Here is a 26,042-nt window from a genome sequence, read left to right as displayed (position 1 = left end):
CATCAGCCTGCGGCCAGAGCCGTCGCCCCGTCCTGATTGAAACGACGGTAGACAATCTGCGACGGGCGCCCAATCAGGTAGCGTTCGACGCCCTGGTCGAGCGCCAGCGTATAGGTGCCCAGCGCCCCGTCCACCGCTTCGATGGTGCGCGCGATGTCCTCGTCCGAATGTGTGTAGCTGACGACGAGCGACGGCATCAGCACACCGCGCCGGATCGTTTCCTGCAGAAAAAGCGACCGAAAAGCCTGGGATGCCGCGCCGGCCCTGTCGAGCGTCGCATAGGCCAGGCAAGAAGGCCGCCCGACGATCTTGATGAAGGATTGCAGGCCGTGACGCACGATCGCTTCCTCGAAGCCTTCCTGCACTTTGCGTCCCTGTGCATGAAGATGTTCGATAACCGGCTCGTTCTGATAGACCTTCATCGTGGCGATGGCCGCGGCGAGCGCATGGGTTTCAGCGCCATGGGTGGTCGAAAGCAGGAAGACACGCGTCCTGTCGGTATGATCGAGCCCGCCGAGGCGCATGTACTCACGCTTACCGGCGAGGGCCGAAACCGAAAAGCCGTTGCCGAGCGCCTTGCCAAAGCAGGAGAGGTCGGGAACGATATCGTAGAGCGCCTGGGCGCCGCGCGCGTGCCAGCGAAAGCCGGTGATCATCTCATCGAGGATGAACAACGCGCCATTGTCATGGCAAAGCCGTTTGGCCTCGTGCAGGAAGTTGTCCTGCGGGTCGTCGCCACGCGCGGGCTCCAGGATGAGCGCGGCGATCCTGCCTGGATGCCTGCTGAAAAGCCCGCGCACGCTCGCGATATCGTTATAGTTGAAGGTCAGCGTCAGCCGCCGGACCGTTTCAGGAATGCCCGCATTCATCTTTGTCGTCCCGATAAACCAGTCATCGGTCGAGAAGAACGGATGATCGGCGCAGCAGGCGATCATGTCGCGCCCGCTATAGGCACGCGCCAGCCGGACGGCGCCCGATGTGGCATCGGACCCGTCCTTGCAGAACTTGACCATTTCCGCGCCGGTAATGGTATCGAGAAAGGTCTCAGCGCACTCCACCTCGATCTCCGCGGGCCGAGTGAAATTGCAGCCATGGCGCAATGCTTCCTCCACCGCTTTTACGACGGGCGGATAGGCATGGCCGAGCCCGACGGCGCGGTTGCCCATGCCATATTCGATATATTCATTGCCATCGGCGTCCCACACATGCGAGCCGAAACCACGCCGGATGAACCCTGGCGAAAGCACTGGATATTGATCGTCGCCCTTGGCGTAGGTGTGGCTGCCGCCCGGTATCAGGCGATGCGCTTTTTTACGCAGCCGTTCGGAATTATCGAATTGCGACCTCTGTTCGTTCATGGCAAATCCAATGATCACAAGGCTGGGGAGTCCTGCCGGTGACGGCAGGGATTCACCGGATTAGTTTAGGTGGTTTCACCGGGATTTCCCTTTCGCAATAGGGTGGATGTTTCCTACCGCGGAAGGCGTAAGAAGGTGCTCAGGTCGAAGAAGCGGCTGTGTGCAACCTTTCCTGGACCAGCCGCAGCCAGTTCTTGACCGGTTGCGGCAGATAGGTGCGCAGATTGGTGCGCAACCCGGCGGGAAGGCTCCATTCCTCAAGTGACCGTGGAGCGGCGAGGATGGGTGGATCGGCTTTAACTGCGGCTATGAGCGCCGCGTAGGAGGCCGCCATCCTGGTCGTGGTGAAGCCGCTTTCGGCCTTCGCCTGAGCCGCGCGCGACATGGCTGAAAGAAGCGCCGAATTCGAACGGATCGTTTCGATATGCCGCGCCGCCTGCCGCCAGTCACCGACCGGGAAGAGCATTCCGTTGATGCCGTGATCAACGAGCGTGTCCGTGACGCCGCTGATATTGGAAGCGACGGGAATGCAACCCGTCGCCATGGACTCTATCAGCGACATCGGAGACCCCTCGAAACGCGACGGCATGACGAGAATGTCATGCGCGGCGAGCAGCTCCCTGACCTTTTCATGCGCGATAACGCCCGTGAACGTGACGCGGCTGTGGTGGGGGGCACACTGCTTGCGCAGCTTCGGCAGGTCGGGACCGTCGCCGGCAACCGTCAGCCTCACCGAAGACGGCAGGCGGCCCATCAGGCGTGGCAGCCAGAAGACGCCTTTCGACGTATCGTCGATCCGGCCAAGGAACAGAAGCCGCAATCCGCCCGAGGGTGGCGCGCTGCGCGGACGGGAGCCCGCATCGGTGAAATCGACAGCATTTGCGATCGCCACGATCCGCTTGGGCGGAAAGCCGAAGCGCGAGACGAGATCGCCGCGGCAGCGCTGCGATACGCCGATCGTCGCATGTACGTGATCGCGGATCGAAGCGGCGGCGGCGTAGGTTGCGGGCGTTATGGTATGGACGATCATGAAACGCAGCACATGCGGTGGAAGATAGCGGACGATATTGGTCTCCAGCCGGTCGGCAAGCACATTGATGAAAACACCGTCGAGGCCGTTTTCCTCGATGAACCGCAACAGCAGCTCAGCGCGTTCTTTTTCGCCGAGCCTGCCCTGCGGGTCGAGCGCATCGCCGATCGCGCGTTCGGCCCGCCACCGCTCATCGGTCTCCACGTCGGTTTTGCCGGTGCTCAGCCAGCGGATTTCGATGCCGGAGGGCGCCAGCCCGTGACGCAATTGTTTGAAGACGGAATAGGTCCCGCCGATATGTGGGCGGGCGAAATAAGCAAATCTCATGGCTGCCCCATTGCTGTCGGACTACACTGGACCGGCTTCAACCTAGTCGATCGCGACGCCATCGCAGATCAGCAATGGTAGGTAGCGGGCTCCGCCAATCGGATGGACCGGCGAAGGCCCTTCCGCCTTCATGATAATTTCGCCGTCACCGGCATATGTTTATGCTTTTCACGTCCATGGACTCGTTTCCACCCTGTTGTTCGGAGTATCAGCGAATGAGGATCGGTCTCTTCGGGCAGTTCGGCTCCGGAAATACGGGCAATGACGGTTCGCTTGAAGCCATGCTCGCCTTTCTCAGGAGAACGGTGCCCGATGCGCAATTGCTGTGCATCTGCCCTCGGCCGGATGTGGTGCGGCGGCAATATGGGCTGGACGCGGTCGCCATCAGCGGCGATCAGCCACAAAGCCGGTTTCTGCGTCTCGCCGATTCAGCCTTCAAGCAGATGCCACGCCGCATCGGGGATTTCTTTGCTGCCATCCGCGTTGCCAGGAAACTGGACCTCATCATCGTCCCGGGAACGGGTATCCTCGATGATTTCTGCGAATCTCCGCTCGGCTGGCCCTCTGTGATCTTCCGTTGGTGTCTCGCGGCGCGGCTGGGCGGTGCAAAACTCGCCTTTGTCAGCATCGGTGCGGGACCCATCCGGCATCCGCTGAGCCGCATCTTCATGAAATCCTCCGCCCGCATGGCCTGCTATCGGTCCTATCGGGATCCGTCGTCCCGCAATTTCATGAAAAGCCTCGGCCTCGATGTCGCGCGCGACAGGGTCTATAGCGACCTTGCCTTCGGCCTGTCCGTTCCTGATGAAAGCCGGCTAAGCACAGCTTCTGTCGTGACTGTCGGCGTCGGCGTTATGGCCTATTCCGGATGGAAGAAGGCAGGAAGCGATGGAGAGGCAATCTATCGAGCCTATCTCATGAAGATGTCCGACTTCGTCGTCTGGCTGCTCGCGCAGGGAATGGCGGTAAGGCTTTTGACGGGCGGCGGGGTCGATCGGCAGGCCGTCGGGGATCTGCTGGCCATCGTGAATAGCGGTCAGGAGGACGGCGCCAGCCGCAGGATCGTCGCCGAGGAGATGTCCTCCCTGCATGATTTGATGCGCCAGATCCTGCAGACGGATTTGGTGGTCGCCACACGTTATCACAATGTGATCTGCGCGCTCAGCACCGGACGTCCTGCGATTTCGCTCGGTTATGCCGAAAAGAGCGACGAGCTGCTGATCCGTACCGGACTGGCGGAATTCTGCCATCATGTCGAAACCTTCGACACGGAGGCCCTGAAGACGCAATTCTCATCCATGCTGGAGAGATATCAGGAATTGGAGCGCAGCGTCCGCCGTGGCGTGGAAACTTTTCGCACCCAGCTGATGGAGCAGGAAGATCTGCTGCGGGAGAAGCTCCTGGGATTGCCTGGCATCAATCGTGGCGCTGCCTAGAGACACCGACCTTCAAGCCACCCGAACATCCGCGACATTGCCGGCGCCGATCAGGGCTTTGAACCGCCGGACCGTATCCGGCCGCCGCAAGAGATAGCCCAGCGGTGGAAGAATGGCGGTGCGCGGCCGCAGTGTGAACGCCAGCTTCAAAAGCTCCATCGCGCCCGGCTCGCGGCGTTGAATATGCGAAACGGCGGACCAGTAGGCGCGCTCGGCGATCCCCCGACGTGCAAGCTGCAGCAGATAGGCGCTGTCGGGCATGTCCTTGCCTTCATGGGCGAAGAAGCACTCGGCGGCCTGCGCAGTATGCAGGATATGCATGATCTGCCGGGCCCTCAGCTCACTCGACCGGTTTGCGTCATGCGAGCGTATGCCTGCCTGGATGCAATCGAGCTCCGCGATACTGCCGTGAAGCGCCAGGCGCAACCACACATCGTAATCGTCGCTGTGCGGGAGCTCCGTGCGGTAATAGCCGACGCGCTTTTGTACACTGGTTCTGATGACGATGGATGGTCCTGGTATCTGGAAAACGCCGAGCCTGCAGAACTGTTTGATGAAAGCGCGGCCTTGATGCAGACGATAGGGGACATGCACCGGCCGCCTGTTGATATGCGGAATGGGCTCGTTTCCCTTAATCGCCACGTCACGGCCATAGGTGAAGGCGATGTCGGGCTCGCGGTCCATGATGGTGGCTGCGCGGCGCAGCGCGCCGGGGACAAGAAGATCATCAGCGAAGAGCAAAAGAAAATAATCCGATCGGGCCCAGTCGATGCCCTCGTTGAACGAGCAATGCGGCCCAAGATTTTCCCGGCGCAACCGCAATTCGACACGTGGATCGCGGGCGGCAATCTCACATGCTATTTCCACACTTTTGTCGGTAGAGGCGTTGTCGATGATCAGCAGTCGCAGATCGATATCCTGTGAAAGCACGCTGTCGGCACAGGCCCGGAGATACCGCCCGTAATTATAGTTGGGGATCACAATATCGACGCTGCTCATCGCTTGACATGCTCCTGGTCCAGTTCATTCCGCAGGCGTGACGGTGGATGGGTCGGCCGCATTCTTTCCGGTTCCCCGCAGCGCCATCCATGAGGGGACCTTCTGCCAGAGACGATCGACTTCGGTGAGGAAGGGATGACGCGTCCGGATAAGCACCGTCAGCCAGCACATGATGGCGAGAATACCTGCGAAAAGACCGGAAAGCGGCGAGATGTCGAGGTCGAAACCATGGAGGGCAATGACAATGACCGGGCCGACCATGGCACCCGCGGTGACGATGGCGCTCGGCCGGATGGCCTCCATCAGATCCATCCATTCGAACTGCACGTGCTTCCTCACGAAGTAAAGCGACACCATCATCTGGAAAGGCAGGGTTATGAACTGACTGAGCGCCAGCGCCGTCAGCCCCCAGAACGCAGCGCCGCACAGAACCACGGCGGAAGCGATGCGCGCGATGCAGTTGGAAATAAAGGCTTCGCGATTTTCGCCAAGCGCGATCAGAAGCGGATATGTCAGGATGACCGGAAACCAGAACGTGCTCGCCAGGCATAGGATGGCGACGATGGGAGGCGCATCGCTCCAGTTTTCGCCGAGGATGATGCGCACTGTCGGATAGGCGAGCAGCGCCAGCAGGATCTGCGAAGGCCAGTAAACGACCGAGATGTAGCTGATCGCCCGCAAATAGGAAGCACGCAGATTTTCCCCTTGGCGCACCTGCTCGGCCAGGACGGGGAACGCGACGGAAAATACCGCTGACAGGAACACCCGGTCCGGCAAGCTGCACACGGCGTTGGCACGGTTGAATATTCCAACCGAACTGGGCGTCATGATGCGCCCGAGCAGAAGCTGCGGCAGCGTCTCGTAGATTTTGTTCAACACGGAAGTCGCGCCCATATAAGAGCCGAAGTGCAAAGCCTCCCGCAGCGACGAAACACTTGGGCGGAAAATGGATACGACCGGGCGCGCGGCGAATGCGAGCAAAGTCGTGGTCAGCGCGCCGGAAAGCAGGCCGACTGCAAAGCTCATGTGACCGCCGCTGAAAACCGCCATGCCGATGGTGGTTGACGCCGCGACGGCGCTCCCCGCCGTGCGGATCCGGGCAAGAATCCCGAATGCCATGTCGCGACGCAACAGCGCGATGATCGGAAGCGAGAGGGTTTCAACGAATGCCGCGATGATGAGAAGGTCGAGAAAAGACAAAAGCGACTCGTCATGGTAGAATTCCGCCAGCCAGCCGCGTCCAAGATAAAGCAGCAGGGAAAGCCCCGTCGTGAGGGCGAGCAGGACGGTGAACGAGGTCCGCACGTCCTGCGTATCGACATGATCGCGCTTGATGAGGAAGTCAGGGCTGGCAAATTCGCGCAGCGAGAAGACGATGGTTCCGATTCCCAGCCCGATGACGCCAAGGCCGATTTCCGCTGGGGTAAGCAGCCGCGCCATCGCGGCAATCGTGCCCACCCCGATCAGAAGTCCCAGATATTGCTCCAGGGTGGCCATCAGGAATGCCTGGCGGAACCTGCTCATGCATCGTCCGTCCCGTGATCTTGTCCGGTTTTTTGGCGCCGGGTCATCATTTCTGCGGATGGGTAGGATCCCATTTCGCTCATTTCTGTGCTCCTCGCGAGGGGGCAAAGAACCATCCTTCCATCACGGAATATGCGTCCGGATAGGTTTCCTCCGCCCGATCTGACGATAGGCCGTTCTGCCGTTTAGAAAACGTCGCCAATCTGCGTAAGGCTTAGGCAAAAAGGATGAGCCGAAGATTTTGCGGGGAAACCTGATGTCCTACCCTCATCGGTTGTTCTTTCCCTCCCTTATGCGGCTGACCAGATTGCCGGCCGCCGTCACGTCGGGAGTGCTTTCCGGCCCAGCTTGATTGAGGGTCGTCTCCGCATCTGTCAAAAGCGCATCGATTTCCGCGCGCGACAGGACGCCGTTGGCCTCGAGCGCGAGCAGGAGGGATTCGCATATGGATAGGGCAGCGATGGCAGCGGCCCGTGCGTCTGCAGCCATAGGATTCTCCGTTTATCGCTACAATCATTCGCTGTGAGGCTTTGTCGCCAGCCATGCAGCGGGGATGATCCACGTTCTCTGGCGAAGCCTCGATTCTATCCGGTTGATCAACGCCATGCCTCTTCGCAAATCAGCTCAGGCTTAGTCACTATTGAGCGGTGATCTTACCCATTTCGACGGAGCGGTCTCTATCCGGAGGCGTGAGGCTTCCCCTGATTTGCCAAGTCGTCCCTGCCGCCGCCGCCCAGTACAACTTTCAGACGCGTGAACGCTGCTTACGCAACGTGGGCCCGCCGGAAATCGGCAGGACTCGGGGAGGACGAATTTGGCGAGCTTTCATCTCAGCATATGGACAGCGTTTTTCATGTCGGTTGTTCTGAACATCAGCCTGAAGCGCTTTGCCGACGAATGGCATTTCCTCGACCTTCCAGACACAAGAAAGCTGCACGAGGGTGCAGTCCCGCTTTGCGGTGGGATCGCCATCTTTGCTGCCTTCGTCATAGCCAATATCTGGCTGGAAAACACGATGCAGCTCTCCTGGCCCGTTGTATCAGGCCTCTGCCTTATCCTGGTTTTCGGTGCGCTGGATGATCGTTTCGGCCTGCCCGCACTGCCGCGACTTCTCGTTCAGACCCTCGCCGCCTATATGATTATCGGTATCAGCGACGCGGCGAACTTCAATCTTTCGGTCATCGTTTCGCCCGAGCTGGCGGATCAGCTTTCTCCGATCATCGTTCCTATGGCGATCATCTTCATCGTTGGCATCATCAACGCCGTCAACATGACCGATGGCGTCGATGGGCTTGCCGGCGGCAGCGCCGCCGCATCGCTGTTCTGGCTAGCGCTACTCGCACTTCATGCGGGACATGCTCCGGTCATGATGCAATCCCTGATCCTGCTTGCCGCGGTGGTCGGCTTTCTTGGTTTTAACTTGCGTCACCGCTGGCGCATGAAGGCCAGCGTCTTTCTGGGCGATGCGGGCAGCACGCTGCTCGGCGCGGCTATTGGCTGTTTCATCGTCGCCTTGTCCGTGGGCAAGAGCGGGTTGCCATTCCCCGTCCTGCTCTGGCTGATCGTCATTCCGATCGTCGATACGCTCAGCCTTATTGTCCGCCGCATCGCGGCCGGACGCAATCCGCTTTCCGCCGATCGGTGGCATCTTCATCATCTGTTGCTGGAGGCGGGCCTGTCGCCGGCCAGGACAACCGTCGTGCTCGTCGCTTTGTCAGCCCTGTGCGGCGCCATTGCCTATTTCAGCATCATCCTTGGGATACCGGAAGAGCTGCTGATCGCCGGCCTCCTCGTTCCTGCGGTTCTGCACACAATCTTCGTCCTTCGCATGACCGGCCAGTCCCGCGCCGCGCATCACATGCCGCGTCCGGCAAGTCCGCAAACAACCATTCCCGGAGCCACACCATGAGCATTTCGGTTCTTATCATGACGCTGAACGAAGAAGCCAATCTGCCCGCCTGCCTCGCCTCGCTTTCATGGAGCGACGATATCGTCATTCTCGATTCCTTCAGCACGGACCGCACGGTCGAGATCGCGGAGGCGGCGGGTGCACGCATCTACCGGCGTGCCTATGACAGCGAAGATCGCCAGAGAATGTATGGACTGACTGAGATCGCGTTCAAATACCCATGGGTCTATACGCCCGATGCCGACGAGATCACCCCGCCGGATCTGCGTGACGAGATGCTGGCCATTGCCCGTGACCCGGGCCGGCCCGAAGCATTTTTCAAAGCACGCTACAAGAACATGTTCATGGGCCGCTGGATCCGCCACAGCAGCCTCTATCCGACCTGGATCACCAGGTTGGTAAGGCCGGACAGGGTGCGCTTCGAGCGTTCCGTCCATTCGCGATGCACTGGCGATGGCCCGGCCGGCGAACTGGAGTCCCATTTCATCCACTACAGCTTCAACAAGGGGCTCGAAGCCTGGTATGACAAGCACAATCGCTATTCCTCGGTGGAGGCCGATCTGTCATCGAGCCGCAGACCGGACCGCAAGATCGACTGGAGGGGCCTGTTCAGTGCCAAATCCGATCGCCGGCGGCGCGGCCTTAAGGCTCTCTCCTACCGGCTGCCCTTCAGGCCCACCTTGCGGTTCCTCTACATGTATCTGCTACGCGGCGGCTTTCTCGATGGCAAGCCCGGCTATTTCTACTGCCGCCTGCTTTCCGCCTATGAGTTCATGATCGTGGTAAAGACCGAGGAACAGCGTCAGCGTCAGCGGGGATTTGCCGGGTGAATACCGCCAATGTAAGCCAAGAGTCCGCGCCGGGCAGTATGGAACGTCCCCACCCCGTCCTTCTTCGCTGGGCGATCCTTTGCGCCGTGCTTGCGGCATGCCCGCTGGCGGCCATCTTCTGGGCCGATCCCCTGCTGACCTTACGCGGCGAAACACGCAAGGCCGATGTGATTGTCGTTTTGGGCGGAGACGGTCCGGCCCGGGCAGTTCATGCAGCCGAACTCTGGCTTGAAGGAACGGCGCCGATTGTACTCGTCAGCGGTGACGGCGACTGTCTTTTCATCCGACGCGATCTGATCCGCAACGGCGTTTCGCCCTCCGCCATCCTGGTCGAATGTCTGTCGGGCAGCACATGGCAGAACGCACTTTATTCGGCACCGTTTCTGGACCAATTGAACGTCCGCAACGCCGTATTGGTGACGAACTGGTTCCATTCGCGCCGCGCGGTGGAAAGCTTCGCCAATATATGCCCCCGCATCAACTGGATACCGTCCGTCGTCGAACCACCCGATTCTTTCTGGCAGACCGCATTCGGCCCCTACGGCGTCGCCATCCTCAAGGAATATCTCAAGCTGCTGTGGTACAGGCTGAGGCTTCTTTCTGCAGATCAAATGCCCGAAACCGACGCCGCGCGGTCCTGTGATGTGGAGCAGCGGGCATGAACTGGCTGGTGACCTGGATATTCGTCCTCATCGTGGCGTGGTATTTCACCGCCGGAATCCTGCGCCCGGAAAAGATGTATCAGTTTCCATTCCTTGCCTCAGTCATGACGATGGGCTTCATCATTCCTCAGCTGCCGAGCCTGGCAAGCGATCCCTTCCTGCCTTCCGGCGCCTATGTCAAAGCCATGCTGATGGCGATTCTCTGCCTTGTGATGCTGAGGTGCGGCTGGTCGCAAACGGCGCGGCCCTTCACCTTCCTGAACCAGACCTTCAGCGAAAAGCGGCTTTTAATCGCCGCAGCGTTTCTCTCCGTCATAGGTGCCTATTTCTATTTCCTTTTGAGCCGTCTGCCCGGCGAAATCTCGATCGGCGTGCAGATGACCGGAACACCGGTCGTCTATCTCTTTTTTGCCCGCCTCATGGCCTACGGATTGGCGATCGCGCTCTTGTGCTTTACCCGCCACCCGACGACTGCCGGCACGCTCATCATCGGCTTCGATCTGATTTTCTATCTCGACCGCATCATCGTGACAGGCAAACGCGCCGAGGCGCTGGAACTCGTCATGATGATCCTGTTTGCGGTCTGGTTCCATCGCGGCTGGATCGTACCGCGTTCAGTCATGATCGCGGGAATCCTCAGTGGAAGCTTTTTCATGACCAGCATGTCCGATTATCGCCAGATAGCACGCGCCCATTCCGGCCCGGTCTGGGACCACGTGCTGGAAATCGATGTCGTCGGCAATTTCGAGGAAACGCTGAGGGAGGGAGGGCTGGAGATGCGCAATGCCGTGCAGCGCATAGATGAGATCGACCGCAGGCTGGAATTCGATTATGGGAAGTTCCATTGGAATAAGCTGGTCTTTACCTTCGTGCCGGCCCAGCTTGTCGGCACGTCGTTCAAGGATGCGCTCAAGCTCAGCACGCCGCAGCCCGAGCGCAGTTATCAGCCTTTGACCGGCACCACCGAAACCGGGTTCGTCGACGCCTTCTCCTCATTTTGGTATTTCGGCGCCATCAAATTCCTCCTCCTTTCCTATGTCATATGCCGGATATGGAAGGCGGCGATCGCTGGCGGAACGACGGCGCAGCTCGTCTACATGATGTCGATCGTCCCGGCCATGCATGCGATCTCGCATCAAACGGACTGGGTCGTGCAGGTCTGGATCCACATGGCGCTGTTTCTGGTGCCAATTCTGGTCTTTGCCAGGTTCCGGGGGATGGCGCTGTCATCGATCGTCGGCGGCTATCGTGCACCGGATGCGCAGATATCCTGGAGGTAATATCGATGCTGTCGCGCTATTCCGATCCGCATTCCCTGCCCTGCGCAGCATCAGCGCCGCTTCTCGGCGGGCCGACCTTTGCGCTGCGCCATCGCCTGATGCGGCTCGTCTGGTCGGCTGCGTGGCTTCTTCTCGCCGCCTGGACGCCGTCCTTCATGTGGCGCTGGCGCGGCCTGATCCTGCGCGCCTTCGGAGCGCAAATCCACAAGACGGCGATCGTGCGCGGCAGCGCGCGCATATGGTGGCCGGCGCATCTTAGCATGGGGGCCCATTCTTCGCTTGGGCCCGACGCCATCTGCTACAATGTCGCGCCCGTTTCCCTTGCGGATTTTGCCATTGTCTCGCAGCGGGCGCATCTTTGCACCGGAACGCATGATATCAACCATCCGAATTTCCCGCTCAAAACCCGGCCAATCTTTGTCGGCATGCATGGCTGGGTCGCGGCGGAAGCCTTTGTCGGGCCGGGCGTAACGATGGGCGAGGGTGCGGTGCTGGGCGCGCGCGCCGTCGCCTCCAAGGATCTCGATGCCTGGACGGTCTATGCCGGCAATCCGGCACGCGCCGTCAAGACGCGCCGCTTGATATCCAGGACCGCCGTATAGGCCTCGACCGTGCGGTGGGCGATTTTCGGCCATGTGTAGTGCTGGCGAACCAGCGCGCCGCCTCTCTCACCCATGGTGCGGGCTGCCTGAGGATCGCGGAGAACGGTCGCGAGCGCATCCGCTACAGCGGCCGCATCGAGGCTGCAGATCAGGCCTGCTCCGGAGCTCTCCACCTCCGGAAAATGGCAGGCATCCGTGATGATGACAGGCAGGCCGCAGGCAAGCGCCTCGGTGATCGCCACACTAAAACCCTCCTGCCTGCTCGGCAGGCAGAAACACTCCGCCTCGCGCATCGCATCAATCTTTTCGCGCCCGTAGACCGGGCCGATCATATGCACGCGTGCGGACAGGCCCTTTTCGGCTATCTCCAGCTTGAAAGCCTCGCCGGCCCCTTCATCGGGCCCGGCGACGACAAGGTCGACATCGGGACAGGCGGGCGCGGCAATAGCAATGGCTTGCGCCAGAATGTCGAGACCTTTCTTGTAGTGCAGACGCGAAAGAAACAGGATGAAACGCCTGTCACCGAGAGTCGGAATGCGGCGGCGGAATGTCCCGCTCCTGCCGCCGGGCTCCAGTTCCTCGAGAAAAATGCCGTTCGGGATGACGACGCTCGGAGCCCTGAGGGCAAGGGGTTGCATCAACTGCGCTTCATCCGCATTCAGCGCCTGGATGAAGGCGGCGCCATCGAGCATCCGGCGATAGCCGGTTAGAAGGGCAAGCCGCTTTTTCCAGGCTTTCTGTTTCAGGCTCCAGACATCGAGCATGCCGGCGGGGCGTACGCAGTAGGCAATATCGTGCCGCCTGGCGAGCAGGGCTGCGATGCGCAGGATCGCTTCCCATACTCCATGCAGATGCACGAAATCCGTTCCCGCCAGCAGGCGACGCAGGAGCCGACGCGCCTGCGTCGCGAAAATCCGTTCGATGCGTGCCGGCATCGGTAGGATATGACGCTGTACCTTGTCGAAACCGGGGATGGCCGCCGCCGCCAGGAAGGCCCTTCTCTCAATTTCCGGGTTGCCATAGCTGACGAGATGCACCTCGTGGCCCAGCGCCACCTGCGCCGCGGCGAGGCGGATGACGACGGCCTGCGGTCCACCCTTGGCCGGATCCACGGAGCCGATCACATGGATGATCTTCATGATGCCAATCTCATATCGGCCGGTTCGCACACCCGTTGCAGATACTGGCCGATCACGGCGCACAAGAACGCGCGTGACCAGGCCGGCGTCTCGGGTTCAGCAGCGAAGGTGTCCCAGATCGCATCGACTCCGGCGGGCGCCAGCAGACCGCAGCCTTTCAGGCTTTCGAGACCATTGCGGCAGATGTCGAGGAGAGGACCAGTCATCCATCGCCCGATCGGCAAGGCGAAACCGGATTTCGGCTGCGAGAGAAGTTCGGGCCGCAGGATATCGGGAAATGCCGCGCGCAGCAGATGCTTGGGGCTCCCATCGGCCGGAAGGCGGATATGCCCCGGGATAGAGGCCGTCAGATCGAGTAGGCGGCGATCGAGAAATGGCACCCGGACTTCAAATCCGTGCGCCATGCTGTTGGCGTCGCCGTCCCTGAGAAGCATGTTGGCGAGATAAAACCTGCTCTCCAGGAGCGAGACTGTCCACACAGGATCTTTCTCTTCGATGGATAGGGCGTCGATTTCCCGGGGATCGTGGAAATCCACGGTAAGACCCGCCGCGATATGGTCCAGTCCGAGACGGCGAAGCTGCGTGGGCGTCATCAGCCGCCGCCGCTGCATGTACAGGCTGATGAGATCGCCGTCGCAGCTGGCGATAGCCGATGCCTTTGCCCTTGTGCTGGTTGAGCGGTTTATGGTCGCGATTTCGGCCAGGCGGCGGCGGAGCGCCGGCGGAAGCGCTGAGACTGGACGCATCATCCGGTGAAGCACCGGTACGTCGCGGAAGGTGGAATAACCACCGAACAATTCGTCGCCACCCTGGCCGGAAAGGGCAACCTTGATGCCATGTTCGCGCGCCGCCTTGGAAATGACATAGACATTCAGGCCGTCGATGGAAGGCTGATCGAGCGCATCGAGCCAGGAGGTCACCGCATCGAGCGCATCGCCACCATTGATGAGGCATTCCGTGTGGTGAAGACCGAAGAGTTCTGCGGTCCTGGTGGCCAGCGCAAGCTCGTTCATGTCAGGATTGTCGGCAAAGCCGACGGTGAAACTGCGCAAATCTCGCACATGACGCGAGGCCGTGCCGGCGACGATGGAACTGTCGAGCCCCGACGACAGAAACAGCCCGAGCGGAACGTCGCTGACCAGATGATCGCGCACTGCCGCATCCACCGTCTGCCTGACAGCTGCAAGGGTGGTTATCATGTCGCGTGCCGGATCGGGACGCGCGGGCTGCCAGAAGCGGATTGGATCATCTGCCCGCCCATCTGCTGGAAAGCGCTGCCAGCATCCCGCAGGAAAGGAACGAATGGTTTCGAACAAGGTGAAGGGGTGTTGCACCGCGCCATACGAAAGAAGCCCCGCCAACCCTTTGACGCTTATCTCCCGTGCAACGAGATCGCAGCGCAGGATCGCCCGCACTTCGCTGGCGAAGACAAGATCGCACCCGTTCGTCAGGCCCGGTGCCAGATAAAGCGGTTTGATGCCTAGCGGATCTCGCGCGAGCAGCAATTCGCCCGTCGCCGCGCGATGGAACGCGAAGGCAAACATGCCTTCAAGCCGAGCAATACATTGCGGGCCCCATTCCACGAGCGCGTGTAGCAACGTTTCGCTGTCACTCGTCCCCCTGAAAACGCAGCCGCGCGCCGCAAGTTCGTGTCTCAGGTGGCCGTGATTGTAGATCTCCCCGTTGAAAACGAGCCTGTCGCCGGTCGCAGGATGGACCATCGGCTGCGCGCCGGCTGACGACACATCGATAATGGCAAGCCGTGTGTGACCGAGCGCTAGGACACCACTGCCGAAGCACGCGATGCTTTCACCGCTTCCGTCCGGCCCGCGATGTCGCTGCGCCTCCACCATCCTGTGCAGCGCCCTGGCGGCTGCGGTGCGATCCTGCGAAACGATGCCGGCTATCCCGCACATGGCAAAATCTCCTCGCTTCTGTGGACGCCGGAGAGCGCCGCCAGCAGGCGCTGGCTATAGTGTTCCAAGGTGAATTCCGCCGCACGGGCAAGCGCATTTGCAATCATATCCCCATGCAGACGCGGGGCGGCCGCCAATCGCTCCAAAGCCTCGACGATCGCATCAACATCGCGGATCGGGACGATGAAGCCGTCTGTGCCGTGCCGCACCACGCTGCCGGTGTTCTCGGTACAGATAACGGGCAGTCCAGCCGCCAACGCCTCGTAGACCACCGTCGCGGAACCCTCGCAGATCGATGGCAGCAGGAACACATCCGCCCAGGCATATTGCTCCCGCATTCTGCTGCGCGGCACTGCACCCTTCAGATCGACGGCGGCCTCCAGCGCGGCCCGCGCCTGGGGCAACACGGTGCATGGACCCACCATGCGGAAGATCGCCCGTCCACGCAGGCGTCTTGCAGCCTCCAGAACATAGGGCGAGCCCTTGCGCAGGCAGATCTCTCCGGCGGTCAGGACCCGCAGAGGCCCCGGCTCACGCGCGCGCTTCGCCACGGTGAAACGGCTGTCGATCCCATAGGGAATGACGGTGGCGCGCGCGGCGGGACAACCGCTTTCAATCACATGGCGACGGACGAATTCCGACGGGCAGATGATGACATCGGCAAGCGCCCATTCGGCTCGCTCGCGCGCGATGAAGGCTGCTGCAAAAGGATCGTCCGTGACGGGCAACTGCCAATTCGGAAACGCCGCGTCTTCCTCGCCGACAAGCCGGTCCACCACCTCGCGCGGGGCGATCATCTGCTCGACGGCGGTCCATAACCCATGGGCGCGCGCCGTTTTCAACTGTTCCAGCGCCTCTCCGCTGTAGGCGTAGATGCCGGCGGCATCGTGGAAGCCTTCGGCAGCGACGAGGGTGCCGAAACGTTCACCGGCCCACAGCGCGTTCGCCGTTTCGTCGGAACGGGTCTTTCCGGCAAGGCGCCTGATGGCGGAATGCAGCCCGAAGGATGGAAAGGTGGTTGTCTGGTCCGGCGGAATATCATGGGGCACACGCCCGACGAGCCGCCGGATTGCCAGAGGGAGCGTGCGGGGCGGAAGCGCCTGCAAGAGCCGCGGCCAGCCCTTCGTGGCGCAGATATCCGTATAAAAATGCGCAAGCCGTCCGTCACCCGCCAGAATGCGCGGCACGGCATAATGCATCCTGGCGCCGAGCTGGCTGACGACGATGCTTTTGTTCACCGCAGCCCCCCGTTGGACAGCGACGGTACGCCAGCCAGTTCGTCCGATGCGGCGAGACGAGCGACCGCGGAATGCCAGACGCCGGTCCCATATTCACGTGAATACGCGGTTTCCATGAGATATCGCGCATTGTTGCCCATGGTGGCCCGGAGCAGGGGCGAATGTTTCAAGCGCAGAATGAAATCGATCAGCCCGGCGACATCTCCCGGTTTCACGGCCTCGCCGCATTCGAATGTACGCACCGACGAACCGATTTCCCCATCGGGATCGCCGATGAAGATGGTCGGCCGTCCCGCCGCCAGAACGCCGTAGAACTTGCTTGGCACAATACAATGTTCGAGTTGCGGGAGCAGCGATACGAGATGCAGATCCGCCACGCACAGGCTTTCAGACAGGTTCTCCGCCGGCTGGAATGGCTTCAGAACCACGTTGCTCAAGCCCCTGCGCCTGACCTCGGCCTCGACGAATGGCCTTTGCTGTCCGTCGCCGATGAAGAGAAAACGGATGCCCTTCACGCCGATGAGCTTTTCGGCGGCGTCGAGCACGGTCATGAATTCATGCGCCCGGCCGAAATTGCCGGAATATCCGATGACGAAGTGACGGCTCAATCCCCACGTCTTGCGCAGTCCGTTCTCCTTGCGCGGCACCGGCTGGATCTCGTTCTTGTCGGACCAGTGATGAACGACACTCAGATGCTCCCTTGCCACACCCTGGCCGGCCAGATGATGTGCCATCGCGTCGATGGGGCATATCGTCAAAGCGGAGCGTCGCATCGACCAGTTGCGCAGCGCCAGCGCAATCCTGCCCGAAAGATTGTCGGCGCGCATCATGCCGAGTTCCATCGCCGTTTCTGGAAAAAGGTCCATGACCCAGTTGACGAGCTTTGCCCCGCGAAGCCTGATCGGCAGGGTACTGCTCACCGCGAGAAGCGGCGGATCGGTGCACACAACGCAGATATCGTCACGCTGCGCATGGCGCAGCCACCATGTCATCGCGGAAAAATGAAAGGTCGCGTAATCGACGGCCCGGCCGGCTAGCGAGCGTCGGCCAAAACCCGAGGTCCATATCCGATGAACCCGCACGCCGTTGATGATCTCCTCCGCCGGGAGCACTTCTTTTGGGCGGTTATAGTAGTGACGGCCGGCGATAATTTCGACCTCAAGCCCATCCCGCGCCAAGGAAAAGGCAAGGCTTGAAATCATCCGGCTCGTGGCCGATTGGTCGGGATGGAAATAGCGGTTTGCAAAGAGGATTCTCATAAAGCCAACCCCGTTTTTCCAGTCCAGAATTGCCGAACGGACGATGGCTGGACAAGCAAGCCAAAGGCATTAGCGGCCTACGCGCGCGCGCAATGCGCTACCCCTTAAGGCGTGTCCTCCTGCTACGGCAAAGACGGAGGCTGATCCCGCCAAGCAGCTGTTTCGCGCCTGCCTACCCCCTCGGGTGAAGCGCCATGCGCATAATGGAGCGATTTCGCCTCCTGTGAAAATAACCGAGACTGGTGCGGGATGAGCGGCGTTCCGCCGGGAGTGTGTAGCCATGGCCCAAACCGATAAGAGGAGGCATTCTTGACCGGAAAAACCGCATTAATCATCGGCGTGACGGGACAGGACGGCGCCTATCTCAGCGAACTGCTCCTGTCGAAGGGATATCGGGTTCACGGCCTCAAAAGGCGCTCATCGTCGTTTAACACGGGGCGCATCGATCATCTCTATCAGGATCCGTACGGGAGCGATGTGAAATTCACGTTACATTATGGCGATCTCACGGACGCGACCAACCTTTGCCGCATCATCCAGGAAGTGAGGCCGGACGAGATCTATAATCTGGGCGCACAGAGCCACGTCCAGGTCAGTTTCGATACGCCTGAATATACCGCCAATGCCGATGCGCTCGGTCCGCTGAGGCTCCTGGAAGCGATGCGGATCATGGGCATTGCGAAAACCTGCCGTTTCTACCAGGCCTCGACATCGGAACTATTTGGAAATAGCTCATCGACTGCACAGAACGAAACGACTCCATTTGCCCCGCGCAGTCCTTATGCGGTGGCGAAGCTCTATGCCTATTGGATCACGATCAACTACCGCGAAGCCTACGGCTTTCATGCTTCGAATGGCATTCTTTTCAATCATGAGAGCCCATTGCGCGGAGAGACCTTCGTCACGCGCAAGATCACGCGCGCCGTTGCCGCCATTCACCTTGGGCTTCAGCAGAAGCTGAGGCTTGGCAATCTGGACGCCAGGCGAGACTGGGGCCATGCACGCGATTATGTCGAGGGCATGTGGAGGATTCTCCAGCAGGAACACCCGGACGACTATGTCCTGGCGACGGGAGAAACCCACAGTGTACGCGAGTTCGCCGAGCGTGCCTTTGCGGCCGTGGACACGAGGGTCGAGTGGATGGGAAGCGGCGTCGATGAAGTCGGGGTCGATGTCCGCACCGGTGCTGAAATCATCGAGATCGATCCGCGCTATTTCCGCCCGAACGAAGTCGACTTCCTTTTGGGAGACGCCTCCAAGGCGCGAGAGCGGCTTGGCTGGAAGCATTCGGTGCCGTTCGGAAATCTCGTTACGGAAATGGTCGATCGGGATCTGCACAACATCATGAGGGAGGTCGGACGCAATGATTTTCTTGGAACGTGATATGAGCCATGGTGATGAACACGCGCATTTCCCTCTGCGCGGCAAACGCGTCTTTGTCGCCGGTCATACGGGTCTGGTCGGCTCGGCGCTGGTGCGGCGTCTTGAAAGGGAAGGCTGCACCGTCCTGACCGTGCCGCACGGGCAGGTGGATCTGATCCGGCAAGCGCCCACGGAAAGCTGGATGAGGGCGAAGCGCCCCGATGTGGTGTTCGTCGCAGCCGCCCGCGTCGGCGGCATCGCCGCAAATGCGCGCTATCCCGTCGAGTTCCTTTACGAGAACATGATGATCGCCGGCAATATCATGCATGCCGCGCATGAAACGGGTGTGCAGAAGCTCCTTTGGCTCGGGTCGAGCTGCATCTATCCGCGCAATGCGCCCCAGCCGATCCGGGAGAATATGCTGCTTTCGGGACCGCTTGAGGCGACCAACGAGGCCTATGCCATAGCCAAGATCGCGGGAATGAAGCTCGCGCAGTTCTATAACAGGCAGTATGGCGATTGCTTCATCTCGGCCATGCCGACGAACCTTTATGGTCCGAATGACAATTTCGATCCGGAAACCTCGCATGTCCTGCCGGCACTGATCCGCCGGATTCATGAGGCGAACGTGACCGGTGCGCCAAGCGTGATGCTGTGGGGAACGGGGACGCCGCTACGCGAATTCCTGCATGTCGATGATCTGGCCGATGCATGCGTGTATCTCATGAAGGCTTACAGCGGTTGCGAACACGTCAATATCGGTGCGGGCGAGGAGATTTCGATACGCGATCTGGCAAGCCTCATTGCCGAAATCGTCGGCTACAGGGGAAGTTTCGTCTATGACACGACCAAACCCGACGGCACGCCGCGCAAGCGCCTTGACGCCTCGCGCATGGAAGCAATGGGCTGGCGCGCCAGGATTCGCCTTGAGGAGGGCATCCGTGATCTCTATGCCCGCTGGCTGGCCGCGATCGGGGAACCCGAAATGGCAGCCATGGCCTGACAGAGAACCGGCAGCCTCTTTGGTGGAAGTGGGTGAGCCGAAACGGCTCACCATGTCTTGAGGCGTTAAGAACGCGGTCCCGACAGCTTTGACAGATCGAACTCGACGCGCAGAATATCGCCGGGTTTCATCTCAGTGCGTTCGTTGCCGGCGATTTCCTGATAGCCGTTATTATCGCTTCTAAGTACAGTGAAGATCATTTTGCGGGCAATGTCGCTCGACGACACGTTTCCCGATGATCGGGCGATCTCGGCCATGCTTTCGAGAAGCGACTGGCTCTTCCGTTTCATTCGGGCAAGACTAAGATCGATCTCCTGAAGGCTCGCCGCGGACTCGTTCCTGCGGACATCGCCCAGAGATGCGATGCGCTGTTGCACCGCCAGCTGGTTCTGCCGCGCCCTTGCGAGAAATGAGCCGAGCTCCAGCGCATCGCGCCGGGTCGATGAAAGCTCGCGTTCCATTTCCCTGAGGCTCGATTTCGCCGCAAGTCCGCGATCGACCAGCGTCTTCGACGAATTGACGTTTTCCTGGAGGAGCGCAATTTCGTCATTGTGCAGACGGATGCTCGCCTGCAGCGTCTTGATCTCATCGGAGAAGCTGTCCACCTGCGAACCGAGCGCCCGCTCCTCGGCTGCCAGCGTATTGCGTCTGATGGTGAAAAGCGTCTTTTCACCATCGATGACGCGCTGTTTCAGGGCATTGCCGTCATCTTGATTTGCGGTTGCGGGAAGTGCGTATTCGAAAACATGTCCTTCGAGTTCGGCTTCGGTCCGCGCACGTCTTACCTGTAGCGCGAACACCTGCAATTGCACGTCAGCGTATTCCTGCTGGGCCGAGATCATTTGCATGCCGGCAGTCACAGACGGGCTTTCGCCCCTGCCCGCGCCGCCTCCCAAAGCCAGCAGTTCGAGCGCGATCATTCCCGGCCGGTATTCGTATTTCCCCGGCGTGCGGATATCGCCAAGCACGAATACCGGTGCATATTGGCCGATCGAAACCGTGACGGCGAGGCCGGGTATGTGCTGCGCAAGAGCCTTTCCCAGCCTTTCACCGACCTCAGATGGGGTGAGACCGGAAACCGCGACATTGCCCACGATAGGATAGCCCAGGCTGCCATCGACCGCCACCGGATATTGGCCTGTGAGATCCGCCTGGCCGAAAACCGTAATCTGCAGAACGTCGTTCGGGTTGATTTTGTAGCTGCCCGCTTCCGCCGCATGCGCCGCGACCGATCCAAGCCACAGAAGGCCTATCAGCGCCGACGTTCCTTTGAGCGCCATGGACGGGATGTAAAATGCCGCACGAGTCTCACGCATGAGGATGCTCCTTTTTCGGATCAGACGAATAATCGGCGCAGATCGGCCATCGGCCTGACCAGGCCGCCTGGTTTTCCCTGCGGACGTACGCGGTTGAGAACGATGCCCTCCGGCTTGCGTCCGCATGCCGAGAGGTTCTGGACCGCCACGGTGATGGCATCGAGATGCACCGCATCGGCGCGCGTCACCAATATGGTCCTGTCCGCGGCAACCGCCGCGAGCAGTGCATCGGGTGAGCCTTCGATGCCGAGCGTATCGATCAGGACGACATCGTGGCTGGCTTTCAGATCACTGATGAGGCCTTGGAAACGCTTGCCTGCGAGCAGGATTTGCGAAGGAACGCCCTTTGGCTGCGCCGCTACGATATTAACGCCGGATATCCTGTCATTGCAGATAATGTCTGAAGCGGATCTGTTGGATTTCACTATTTCATCAATGAAGAACGCCGGATTCACCTCGAATTGCTTTGCCATTTGCGGCGAATGGAAATTGGTGTCGACCACCACTACTTTGACCCCTGCGGCGGCCAGAGCGCGCGCGAGACCAGCCACCAGCAGGGATTTTCCTTCACCTTCCCTTTCGGACAGGAAGGCGATCGCCTTACCCCGGTCGATCGAGGGTCCCGTGTGCAGCGATGCATAGATCGCTCCTAACGCGCGGCCGAAGGCGGTACTCGCATCCGGCGCAGATGTCTTGACAGCCTGCATTTCGGCCGGTGAAAGCAGCGGAACCATCGCCGCGACAGGTACGCCGGTTGTGGTTTCAAGCGCCTTGGAATCACGCAGCGCTCCATCGGTCGCTTCGCGAAACGCCGTGCCGGCGGCAGCGGCGACGCCGCCAATGCCGAAGCCGAGCAGCAGCCATGTTATGAGACGCGGGCTGGCCCGCGCGCTTGCAGGCTCCGCCATCGAGATCATCTGCGCTTCGGGCGCGGCTATGCCGTCCTGCTCGATCGTCTGTTTGTATCGGGTCAAATAACTTTCGTAGATTGCCCGATTGGCATTGGCTTCGCGCTCGAGCTGAGCTGCCTCGACTTGAGCCTGATCCGCCCTGGAAAGCTCGTTCTGCGCCTCCAGCAAAGTGGCCTCCATGGTATTGCGCCTGCGTTGCGCGATGGCAATCTCATTGGACAGGCTCTTGATGATCTCGTCGATCTCGGTGCCTATCTGCTTTTTCAGCGCTGCCTGCTCGGAAGCCAACGCAGGAATTTCTGCGCTTTTCACCGCGCCCGTGGATCGCAACTCTGCAAGCCGCCGTTCCACCCTGGCCTCCTCCAGCCGCAGCGCCTGGATTGCCGGCGAAGCGAGTATTTCTGCAAGCGCCGGGGTATCGTCCCCCTGTCTGAGCACCATTGCAGTTTGCAGCCGCGCTTGAGCCAGCGATAGAGCACCGGTCGAGGCGACGATCTCGGCATTGAGTGCTGCGACGCGCTGCGCCTGGAACGTCACGCCATTGGCCTCTGCGAGGCCCGCCTTTTGTCGGAAATTTTCCGCCGCCTTTTCCGACGCTTCGAGATCGGAACGCAATGTAACGAGCTTGTCGCCCAGCCAGTCGCTAACGCGCCGGGTCGCTGACTGCTGGACTTCGATCTGATGAGCCAGATAGGCCTCGCCGAATGCATTTGCCACTTTCGCGGCATAGGCCGGATCCGGTGCGCGGTAGGTGATGAAGATGGTGTAGGAGCGCCCGTCATTCGTCACGCGCAGGTTGGAAATGAGAATGTCGGTCTTCCTGCGTTCGATGGCGGAAAGTTCCGGCTCGTTGATTTCAGGAGCAGCTGCAAGCTGGGCATAGGCCGCACCATCAAAAATATAGCGAAAGCGGTCCATCCAGCTTGAAACAAGCGTTTTCGCCGGTTGATCGGTGAGAACCGCCACACCTTGCGATTCTAGCCGTCGGATCACGTTGCGCGCCATCATCCGCGAATTGATGACGTCGAGTTCGGTCCGCAGCACCGGGCTGTCCTGTGGCAGCGGCGAGACGACTGATTCAGTCGGCAGCGCCTGCACGCGGCGGACATCCAACACGAGCACCGCTTCGGAGACATAGTTCCAAGGGGCTGTCGAATAACCGGCGAGCCCCATCCCCAGGCCCGCCAGCGTCGGAATTGTCAGCATGTATTTCCGACGTTTGATAAGCGCCAGAAACAGGGGCATTGATGTCCGCGATCCGGCGGACGGCACCTCGGATATAATCACGGTCGTTCTCCCCGAAAAATTATGAGACGGCTGAGGTTAGTCTGCGTCTGCGAAACCCGGTTCGGAGGGAAAAAGATCGTTGATCATGTAGGCCACCTCTGTTCGGTTGGTGGCCTTGAGCTTCTTCATGATGTTGCGGATGTGCACCTTTACAGTGCTTTCCCGCAAATTGAGTTCATAGGCGATGATCTTGTTCGCCTTCCCCCGGCGCAGCGCTTTGACAACCTCTGCCTGACGCTGCGTGAACATGCCTTTCATCGGGCGCGTATCCTGGCCGCCGGTTTCGGCGGCGTGACGCATGGCAAGCACGCTACTTGCCGGAACGAAGGTGCCCCCGGCCATTGCCAGCCGGATTGCCTCGACGCAAACGTCGATTCCGACCGATGCGGGGATGTAGCCACGCACGCCGCATTCAAGAGCCTTCAATATCTGCGACATGTCTTCCTTTTCGGCGAGAAGGACGACGGGTACGGATCCGCACTCCGAGACGATCTTGCGCAAATGATTGACCATGTTGGGGTCAGACACTTTCTGGCCGCCAATATTGATCAGGAGCGCCACGGCAGGCTGTCCTTTCTTCTGCACCAACCATTGTTCGAAAGAGTCGATCGCAATAACCGGTACGCCGATATTATGGGACCGGAGGCTCTGCGCGATGCATTCCCGATCCAATGTGCGGCCGTCAACGACGTAGAGCGCCGCTTCCGCCTTGCTGGCATCCCCTTCGTCTGCCATTCCGTTATGTGTAAGAGTGCCCGCTATGATCGATTTGTGCCGGAATACCGGAATATTATTTCCCGTCCTTCTCACTATAGTTTCCATAAATCTAGCCTCCCACCAATGTTGGCGTGAGTAATATTCAGAAGGAACAGATATTATCTGCACCGACTTCCGATAGGGTTAGAACTGCTCTTGCGTCGCTGACCGTTGATTTTGTAAGTTTTGCGAGTACGCAGTTTCCTTATCTATTGATATTACCCACCCTCAATTTTGCTAACAATAAATTATTGTATTTTAAAACAAACTGGTGTCACTAACATAAGTTAGCTGCTGCAAAATTTCCCGGGCGCAGGCGCATTCTTTGCATACCCAATTGGGAGTAGGAAAGATGCCGAGCGGTGGATGACAGTCCCTCGACCGGAGCAGGGTGAGCTGAAAAGTTCATTCCCCTTTTTCCGGCCCAACGCACCTCGGAAGCTGCGAAAACTGCATCAATGTGGATATACAGGGGCTGATCTGTGGCTGGATTGACACTTGATCTTGCGAAAAGACGGCACAGCCTAACGTAGTATTTTGCGGGGCGATTACTTTTTGTGCAGTTTTATGTAAACTCCCAATAAATTGAGAGGCAATGGGGCTGAATTTCATACCAAGCGGGTTTCATGGCGAATGAATCCAAATCACTCTTGGCACTTCTAGAGGCACCGCCTATCAGCGCGAGGTTCAATGATACGGACCGACAGGCGCTCCATTCGCTTCAAGTCGGCCTGAAGCGCTATCCGCCGCACACGGTCGTCTATAGTCAGGGGGATACGGTTCGTAATGTCTACATCATCAATTCGGGGTGGGGCTGCATATATCGCGACCTTCCCAGCGGTGACCGGCAGATTATGGATTTCCCTCTCAAGGGCGACATTGTTGGATTGCGCATGCCGGGTGCTTTCAACTACAACACCTATGCTTCGATAACCGAGATGTCGGTGTTCGAGATGTCACAATATGCGCTCAACGCCATCGTGCACCAGGCCCCTTATCTCAGCAGCGGGATCATGGCGCTGATGGCCAGGCAGAGAGCCTTTCTCATCGAGCATCTGACCAATCTGGGGCGTCGCAGCGCGCTGGTCCGGACAGCGCATCTGCTTCTTGAAATGGGCGTAAGGGCAAAGAACAACGGTATGGGAACGGAAAAGGGCTACCCCTGTCCCTTGACTCAATATGAACTGGCCGATGCTCTTGGGCTGACCGCAATTCACGTAAACCGTATGCTGCGTGAACTTCGAGAGCAAAACCTCGTCGCATTTCGCTATGGCGAGGTCGAATTCATCAATCGACCCGTATTGGTGCGCCTGGCGAATTTCGATGAAAACTATCTCAATATGGGGATGTTCGTAGACCAGGGCGCGCAACTTGAATGAGAGCAAAGCGGATCACGGGCTTCGTCCCTGGGCTTGCTGCTTTTCTGCCACGCAGCTCTCCGCACGTCTGGCGGCCTTACCACGAATGACCTTCTCGATATCGTAGAGTTCACCGATCCGCCGCAGGGTTTCCTCGGCAATCGGCGCTTTGCCGGAGGCCGTCGGATCAAAGAACTTGCGTCTTGCATGCGCCCACCCGATCACTTCAAGAATCGTCTTGGGACCTGCTAATGCCATTCCCGCTTATGAATAGGCTCATCTCAGAAGACAACCGAGACGTCACAGCGCTCCCAAAGCGCCCAAAGGTTTCTGAGATCGCCATGCATTCGTGGAACCATAGTGGGCTTTCATAGCTATAGTCGCCGCCACAACCGGTTGACTATGGGGGAGTGGCGAAGCCGCCGGGAGTGGCAACCAGGCGGCCTGATCTTGAACCTACGACCGGATTGTTCGGTCCCGACACATGTTGAGGAGGAGACCGGGCATGAACGCTCCCGATCCCACCATCACTCTGCGCGC

The 26,042-nt window shown here is 59.7% G+C and carries 22 protein-coding genes; 9 read left to right on the top strand and 13 right to left on the bottom strand.

All coding sequences use genetic code 11. The features are described 5' to 3' along the window. Positions 1-2 precede the first annotated feature (2 nt). Positions 3-1,358, bottom strand: coding sequence for a glutamate-1-semialdehyde 2,1-aminomutase (locus tag DUT91_RS17460; RefSeq protein WP_114441783.1), 1,356 nt, complete (start codon positions 1,356-1,358; stop codon positions 3-5). A gap of 139 nt (positions 1,359-1,497) precedes the next feature. Further along, positions 1,498-2,715 carry a glycosyltransferase family 4 protein gene (locus DUT91_RS17455; protein WP_114441782.1) on the bottom strand — a complete coding sequence of 406 codons (1,218 nt, stop codon included), beginning with the start codon at positions 2,713-2,715 and terminating at the stop codon, positions 1,498-1,500. 215 nt (positions 2,716-2,930) lie between these two features. Between DUT91_RS17455 and DUT91_RS17450 the strand changes: the two genes are divergently transcribed. Next, complete coding sequence (locus DUT91_RS17450; RefSeq protein ID WP_114441781.1) at positions 2,931-4,151, top strand: polysaccharide pyruvyl transferase family protein; 1,221 nt, start codon at positions 2,931-2,933, stop codon at positions 4,149-4,151. Between the two features lie 12 nt (positions 4,152-4,163). Here DUT91_RS17450 and DUT91_RS17445 read toward each other — a convergent pair whose 3' ends face one another. From DUT91_RS17445 to DUT91_RS17435, 3 genes are all read right to left on the bottom strand, one after another. Further along, positions 4,164-5,150 carry a glycosyltransferase gene (locus DUT91_RS17445; RefSeq protein WP_114441780.1) on the bottom strand — a complete coding sequence of 329 codons (987 nt, stop codon included), beginning with the start codon at positions 5,148-5,150 and terminating at the stop codon, positions 4,164-4,166. A gap of 24 nt (positions 5,151-5,174) precedes the next feature. After that, a complete protein-coding gene (locus DUT91_RS17440; protein ID WP_114441779.1) occupies positions 5,175-6,674 on the bottom strand; it encodes an oligosaccharide flippase family protein in 1,500 nt (499 codons plus the stop codon). Positions 6,675-6,941: 267 nt separating this feature from the next. Beyond that, the gene (locus DUT91_RS17435) at positions 6,942-7,163 is read right to left on the bottom strand and encodes a hypothetical protein (protein ID WP_114441778.1); all 222 of its coding nucleotides are present in this window, start codon (positions 7,161-7,163) and stop codon (positions 6,942-6,944) included. Positions 7,164-7,527: 364 nt separating this feature from the next. Here DUT91_RS17435 and DUT91_RS17430 point away from each other — a divergent pair, with 364 nt between their 5' ends. Genes DUT91_RS17430 through DUT91_RS17410 form a run of 5 tightly spaced genes read left to right on the top strand, consistent with a single transcriptional unit; the run spans position 7,528 to position 11,957 of the window. Beyond that, on the top strand, positions 7,528-8,583 hold the full coding sequence (locus tag DUT91_RS17430) for an MraY family glycosyltransferase (protein WP_147272204.1): 1,056 nt from the start codon (positions 7,528-7,530) through the stop codon (positions 8,581-8,583). After that, the gene (locus DUT91_RS17425) at positions 8,580-9,413 is read left to right on the top strand and encodes a glycosyltransferase family 2 protein (protein ID WP_114441776.1); all 834 of its coding nucleotides are present in this window, start codon (positions 8,580-8,582) and stop codon (positions 9,411-9,413) included. Before DUT91_RS17430 ends, DUT91_RS17425 begins: the two co-directional genes overlap by 4 nt. Before the next feature lie 38 nt (positions 9,414-9,451). Then, on the top strand, positions 9,452-10,075 hold the full coding sequence (locus tag DUT91_RS17420) for a YdcF family protein (protein WP_114441868.1): 624 nt from the start codon (positions 9,452-9,454) through the stop codon (positions 10,073-10,075). Next, positions 10,072-11,355, top strand: coding sequence for a hypothetical protein (locus DUT91_RS17415; protein WP_245419775.1), 1,284 nt, complete (start codon positions 10,072-10,074; stop codon positions 11,353-11,355). The genes DUT91_RS17420 and DUT91_RS17415 overlap by 4 nt, the downstream gene beginning before the upstream one ends. 5 nt (positions 11,356-11,360) lie before the next feature. Continuing rightward, complete coding sequence (locus DUT91_RS17410; protein WP_114441775.1) at positions 11,361-11,957, top strand: LbetaH domain-containing protein; 597 nt, start codon at positions 11,361-11,363, stop codon at positions 11,955-11,957. On the opposite strand, the gene DUT91_RS17405 is transcribed toward DUT91_RS17410, so the two are convergent. The 4 genes from DUT91_RS17405 to DUT91_RS17390 are packed head-to-tail and all read right to left on the bottom strand — an operon-like array spanning position 11,894 to position 17,509. Then, positions 11,894-13,096, bottom strand: a complete 1,203-nt coding sequence (locus DUT91_RS17405; RefSeq protein WP_114441774.1) for a glycosyltransferase — start codon at positions 13,094-13,096, stop codon at positions 11,894-11,896. The genes DUT91_RS17410 and DUT91_RS17405 overlap by 64 nt on opposite strands. Then, on the bottom strand, positions 13,093-15,012 hold the full coding sequence (gene asnB / locus DUT91_RS17400; protein ID WP_114441773.1) for an asparagine synthase (glutamine-hydrolyzing): 1,920 nt from the start codon (positions 15,010-15,012) through the stop codon (positions 13,093-13,095). The genes DUT91_RS17405 and asnB overlap by 4 nt, the downstream gene beginning before the upstream one ends. Continuing rightward, entirely contained in the window at positions 15,000-16,250 is a 1,251-nt protein-coding gene (locus tag DUT91_RS17395; RefSeq protein WP_114441772.1) for a glycosyltransferase family 4 protein, read from the bottom strand. Before DUT91_RS17395 ends, asnB begins: the two co-directional genes overlap by 13 nt. Beyond that, complete coding sequence (locus DUT91_RS17390) at positions 16,247-17,509, bottom strand: glycosyltransferase family 4 protein (protein ID WP_114441771.1); 1,263 nt, start codon at positions 17,507-17,509, stop codon at positions 16,247-16,249. The genes DUT91_RS17395 and DUT91_RS17390 overlap by 4 nt, the downstream gene beginning before the upstream one ends. A gap of 309 nt (positions 17,510-17,818) precedes the next feature. Here DUT91_RS17390 and gmd point away from each other — a divergent pair, with 309 nt between their 5' ends. Then, positions 17,819-18,892 (top strand): GDP-mannose 4,6-dehydratase, encoded by a 1,074-nt coding sequence (gmd, locus tag DUT91_RS17385; protein ID WP_114441770.1) that lies wholly within the window; start codon positions 17,819-17,821, stop codon positions 18,890-18,892. Between the two features lies 1 nt (position 18,893). Continuing rightward, positions 18,894-19,874, top strand: a complete 981-nt coding sequence (locus DUT91_RS17380) for a GDP-L-fucose synthase family protein (protein WP_114441769.1) — start codon at positions 18,894-18,896, stop codon at positions 19,872-19,874. 65 nt (positions 19,875-19,939) lie between these two features. Here DUT91_RS17380 and DUT91_RS17375 read toward each other — a convergent pair whose 3' ends face one another. The 3 genes from DUT91_RS17375 to DUT91_RS17365 are packed head-to-tail and all read right to left on the bottom strand — an operon-like array spanning position 19,940 to position 24,123. Next, the gene (locus DUT91_RS17375) at positions 19,940-21,220 is read right to left on the bottom strand and encodes a polysaccharide biosynthesis/export family protein (protein ID WP_425373813.1); all 1,281 of its coding nucleotides are present in this window, start codon (positions 21,218-21,220) and stop codon (positions 19,940-19,942) included. Beyond that, positions 21,211-23,388 (bottom strand): GumC family protein, encoded by a 2,178-nt coding sequence (locus DUT91_RS17370; protein ID WP_114441767.1) that lies wholly within the window; start codon positions 23,386-23,388, stop codon positions 21,211-21,213. Before DUT91_RS17370 ends, DUT91_RS17375 begins: the two co-directional genes overlap by 10 nt. 36 nt (positions 23,389-23,424) lie before the next feature. Further along, the gene (locus tag DUT91_RS17365; RefSeq protein ID WP_114441766.1) at positions 23,425-24,123 is read right to left on the bottom strand and encodes a response regulator transcription factor; all 699 of its coding nucleotides are present in this window, start codon (positions 24,121-24,123) and stop codon (positions 23,425-23,427) included. A gap of 647 nt (positions 24,124-24,770) precedes the next feature. Between DUT91_RS17365 and DUT91_RS17360 the strand changes: the two genes are divergently transcribed. Then, a complete protein-coding gene (locus DUT91_RS17360; RefSeq protein ID WP_114441765.1) occupies positions 24,771-25,523 on the top strand; it encodes a Crp/Fnr family transcriptional regulator in 753 nt (250 codons plus the stop codon). Between the two features lie 12 nt (positions 25,524-25,535). Here the strand turns inward: DUT91_RS17360 and DUT91_RS27475 are convergent, their stop codons facing one another. Then, positions 25,536-25,760 carry an IS66 family transposase gene (locus DUT91_RS27475; protein ID WP_200835003.1) on the bottom strand — a complete coding sequence of 75 codons (225 nt, stop codon included), beginning with the start codon at positions 25,758-25,760 and terminating at the stop codon, positions 25,536-25,538. Positions 25,761-26,042 lie beyond the last annotated feature (282 nt).

The organism is Paramesorhizobium salinisoli (assembly GCF_003335045.1).
Lineage (GTDB): Bacteria > Pseudomonadota > Alphaproteobacteria > Rhizobiales > Rhizobiaceae > Paramesorhizobium > Paramesorhizobium salinisoli.
This window is presented reverse-complemented; position numbering and strand designations above follow the sequence as displayed.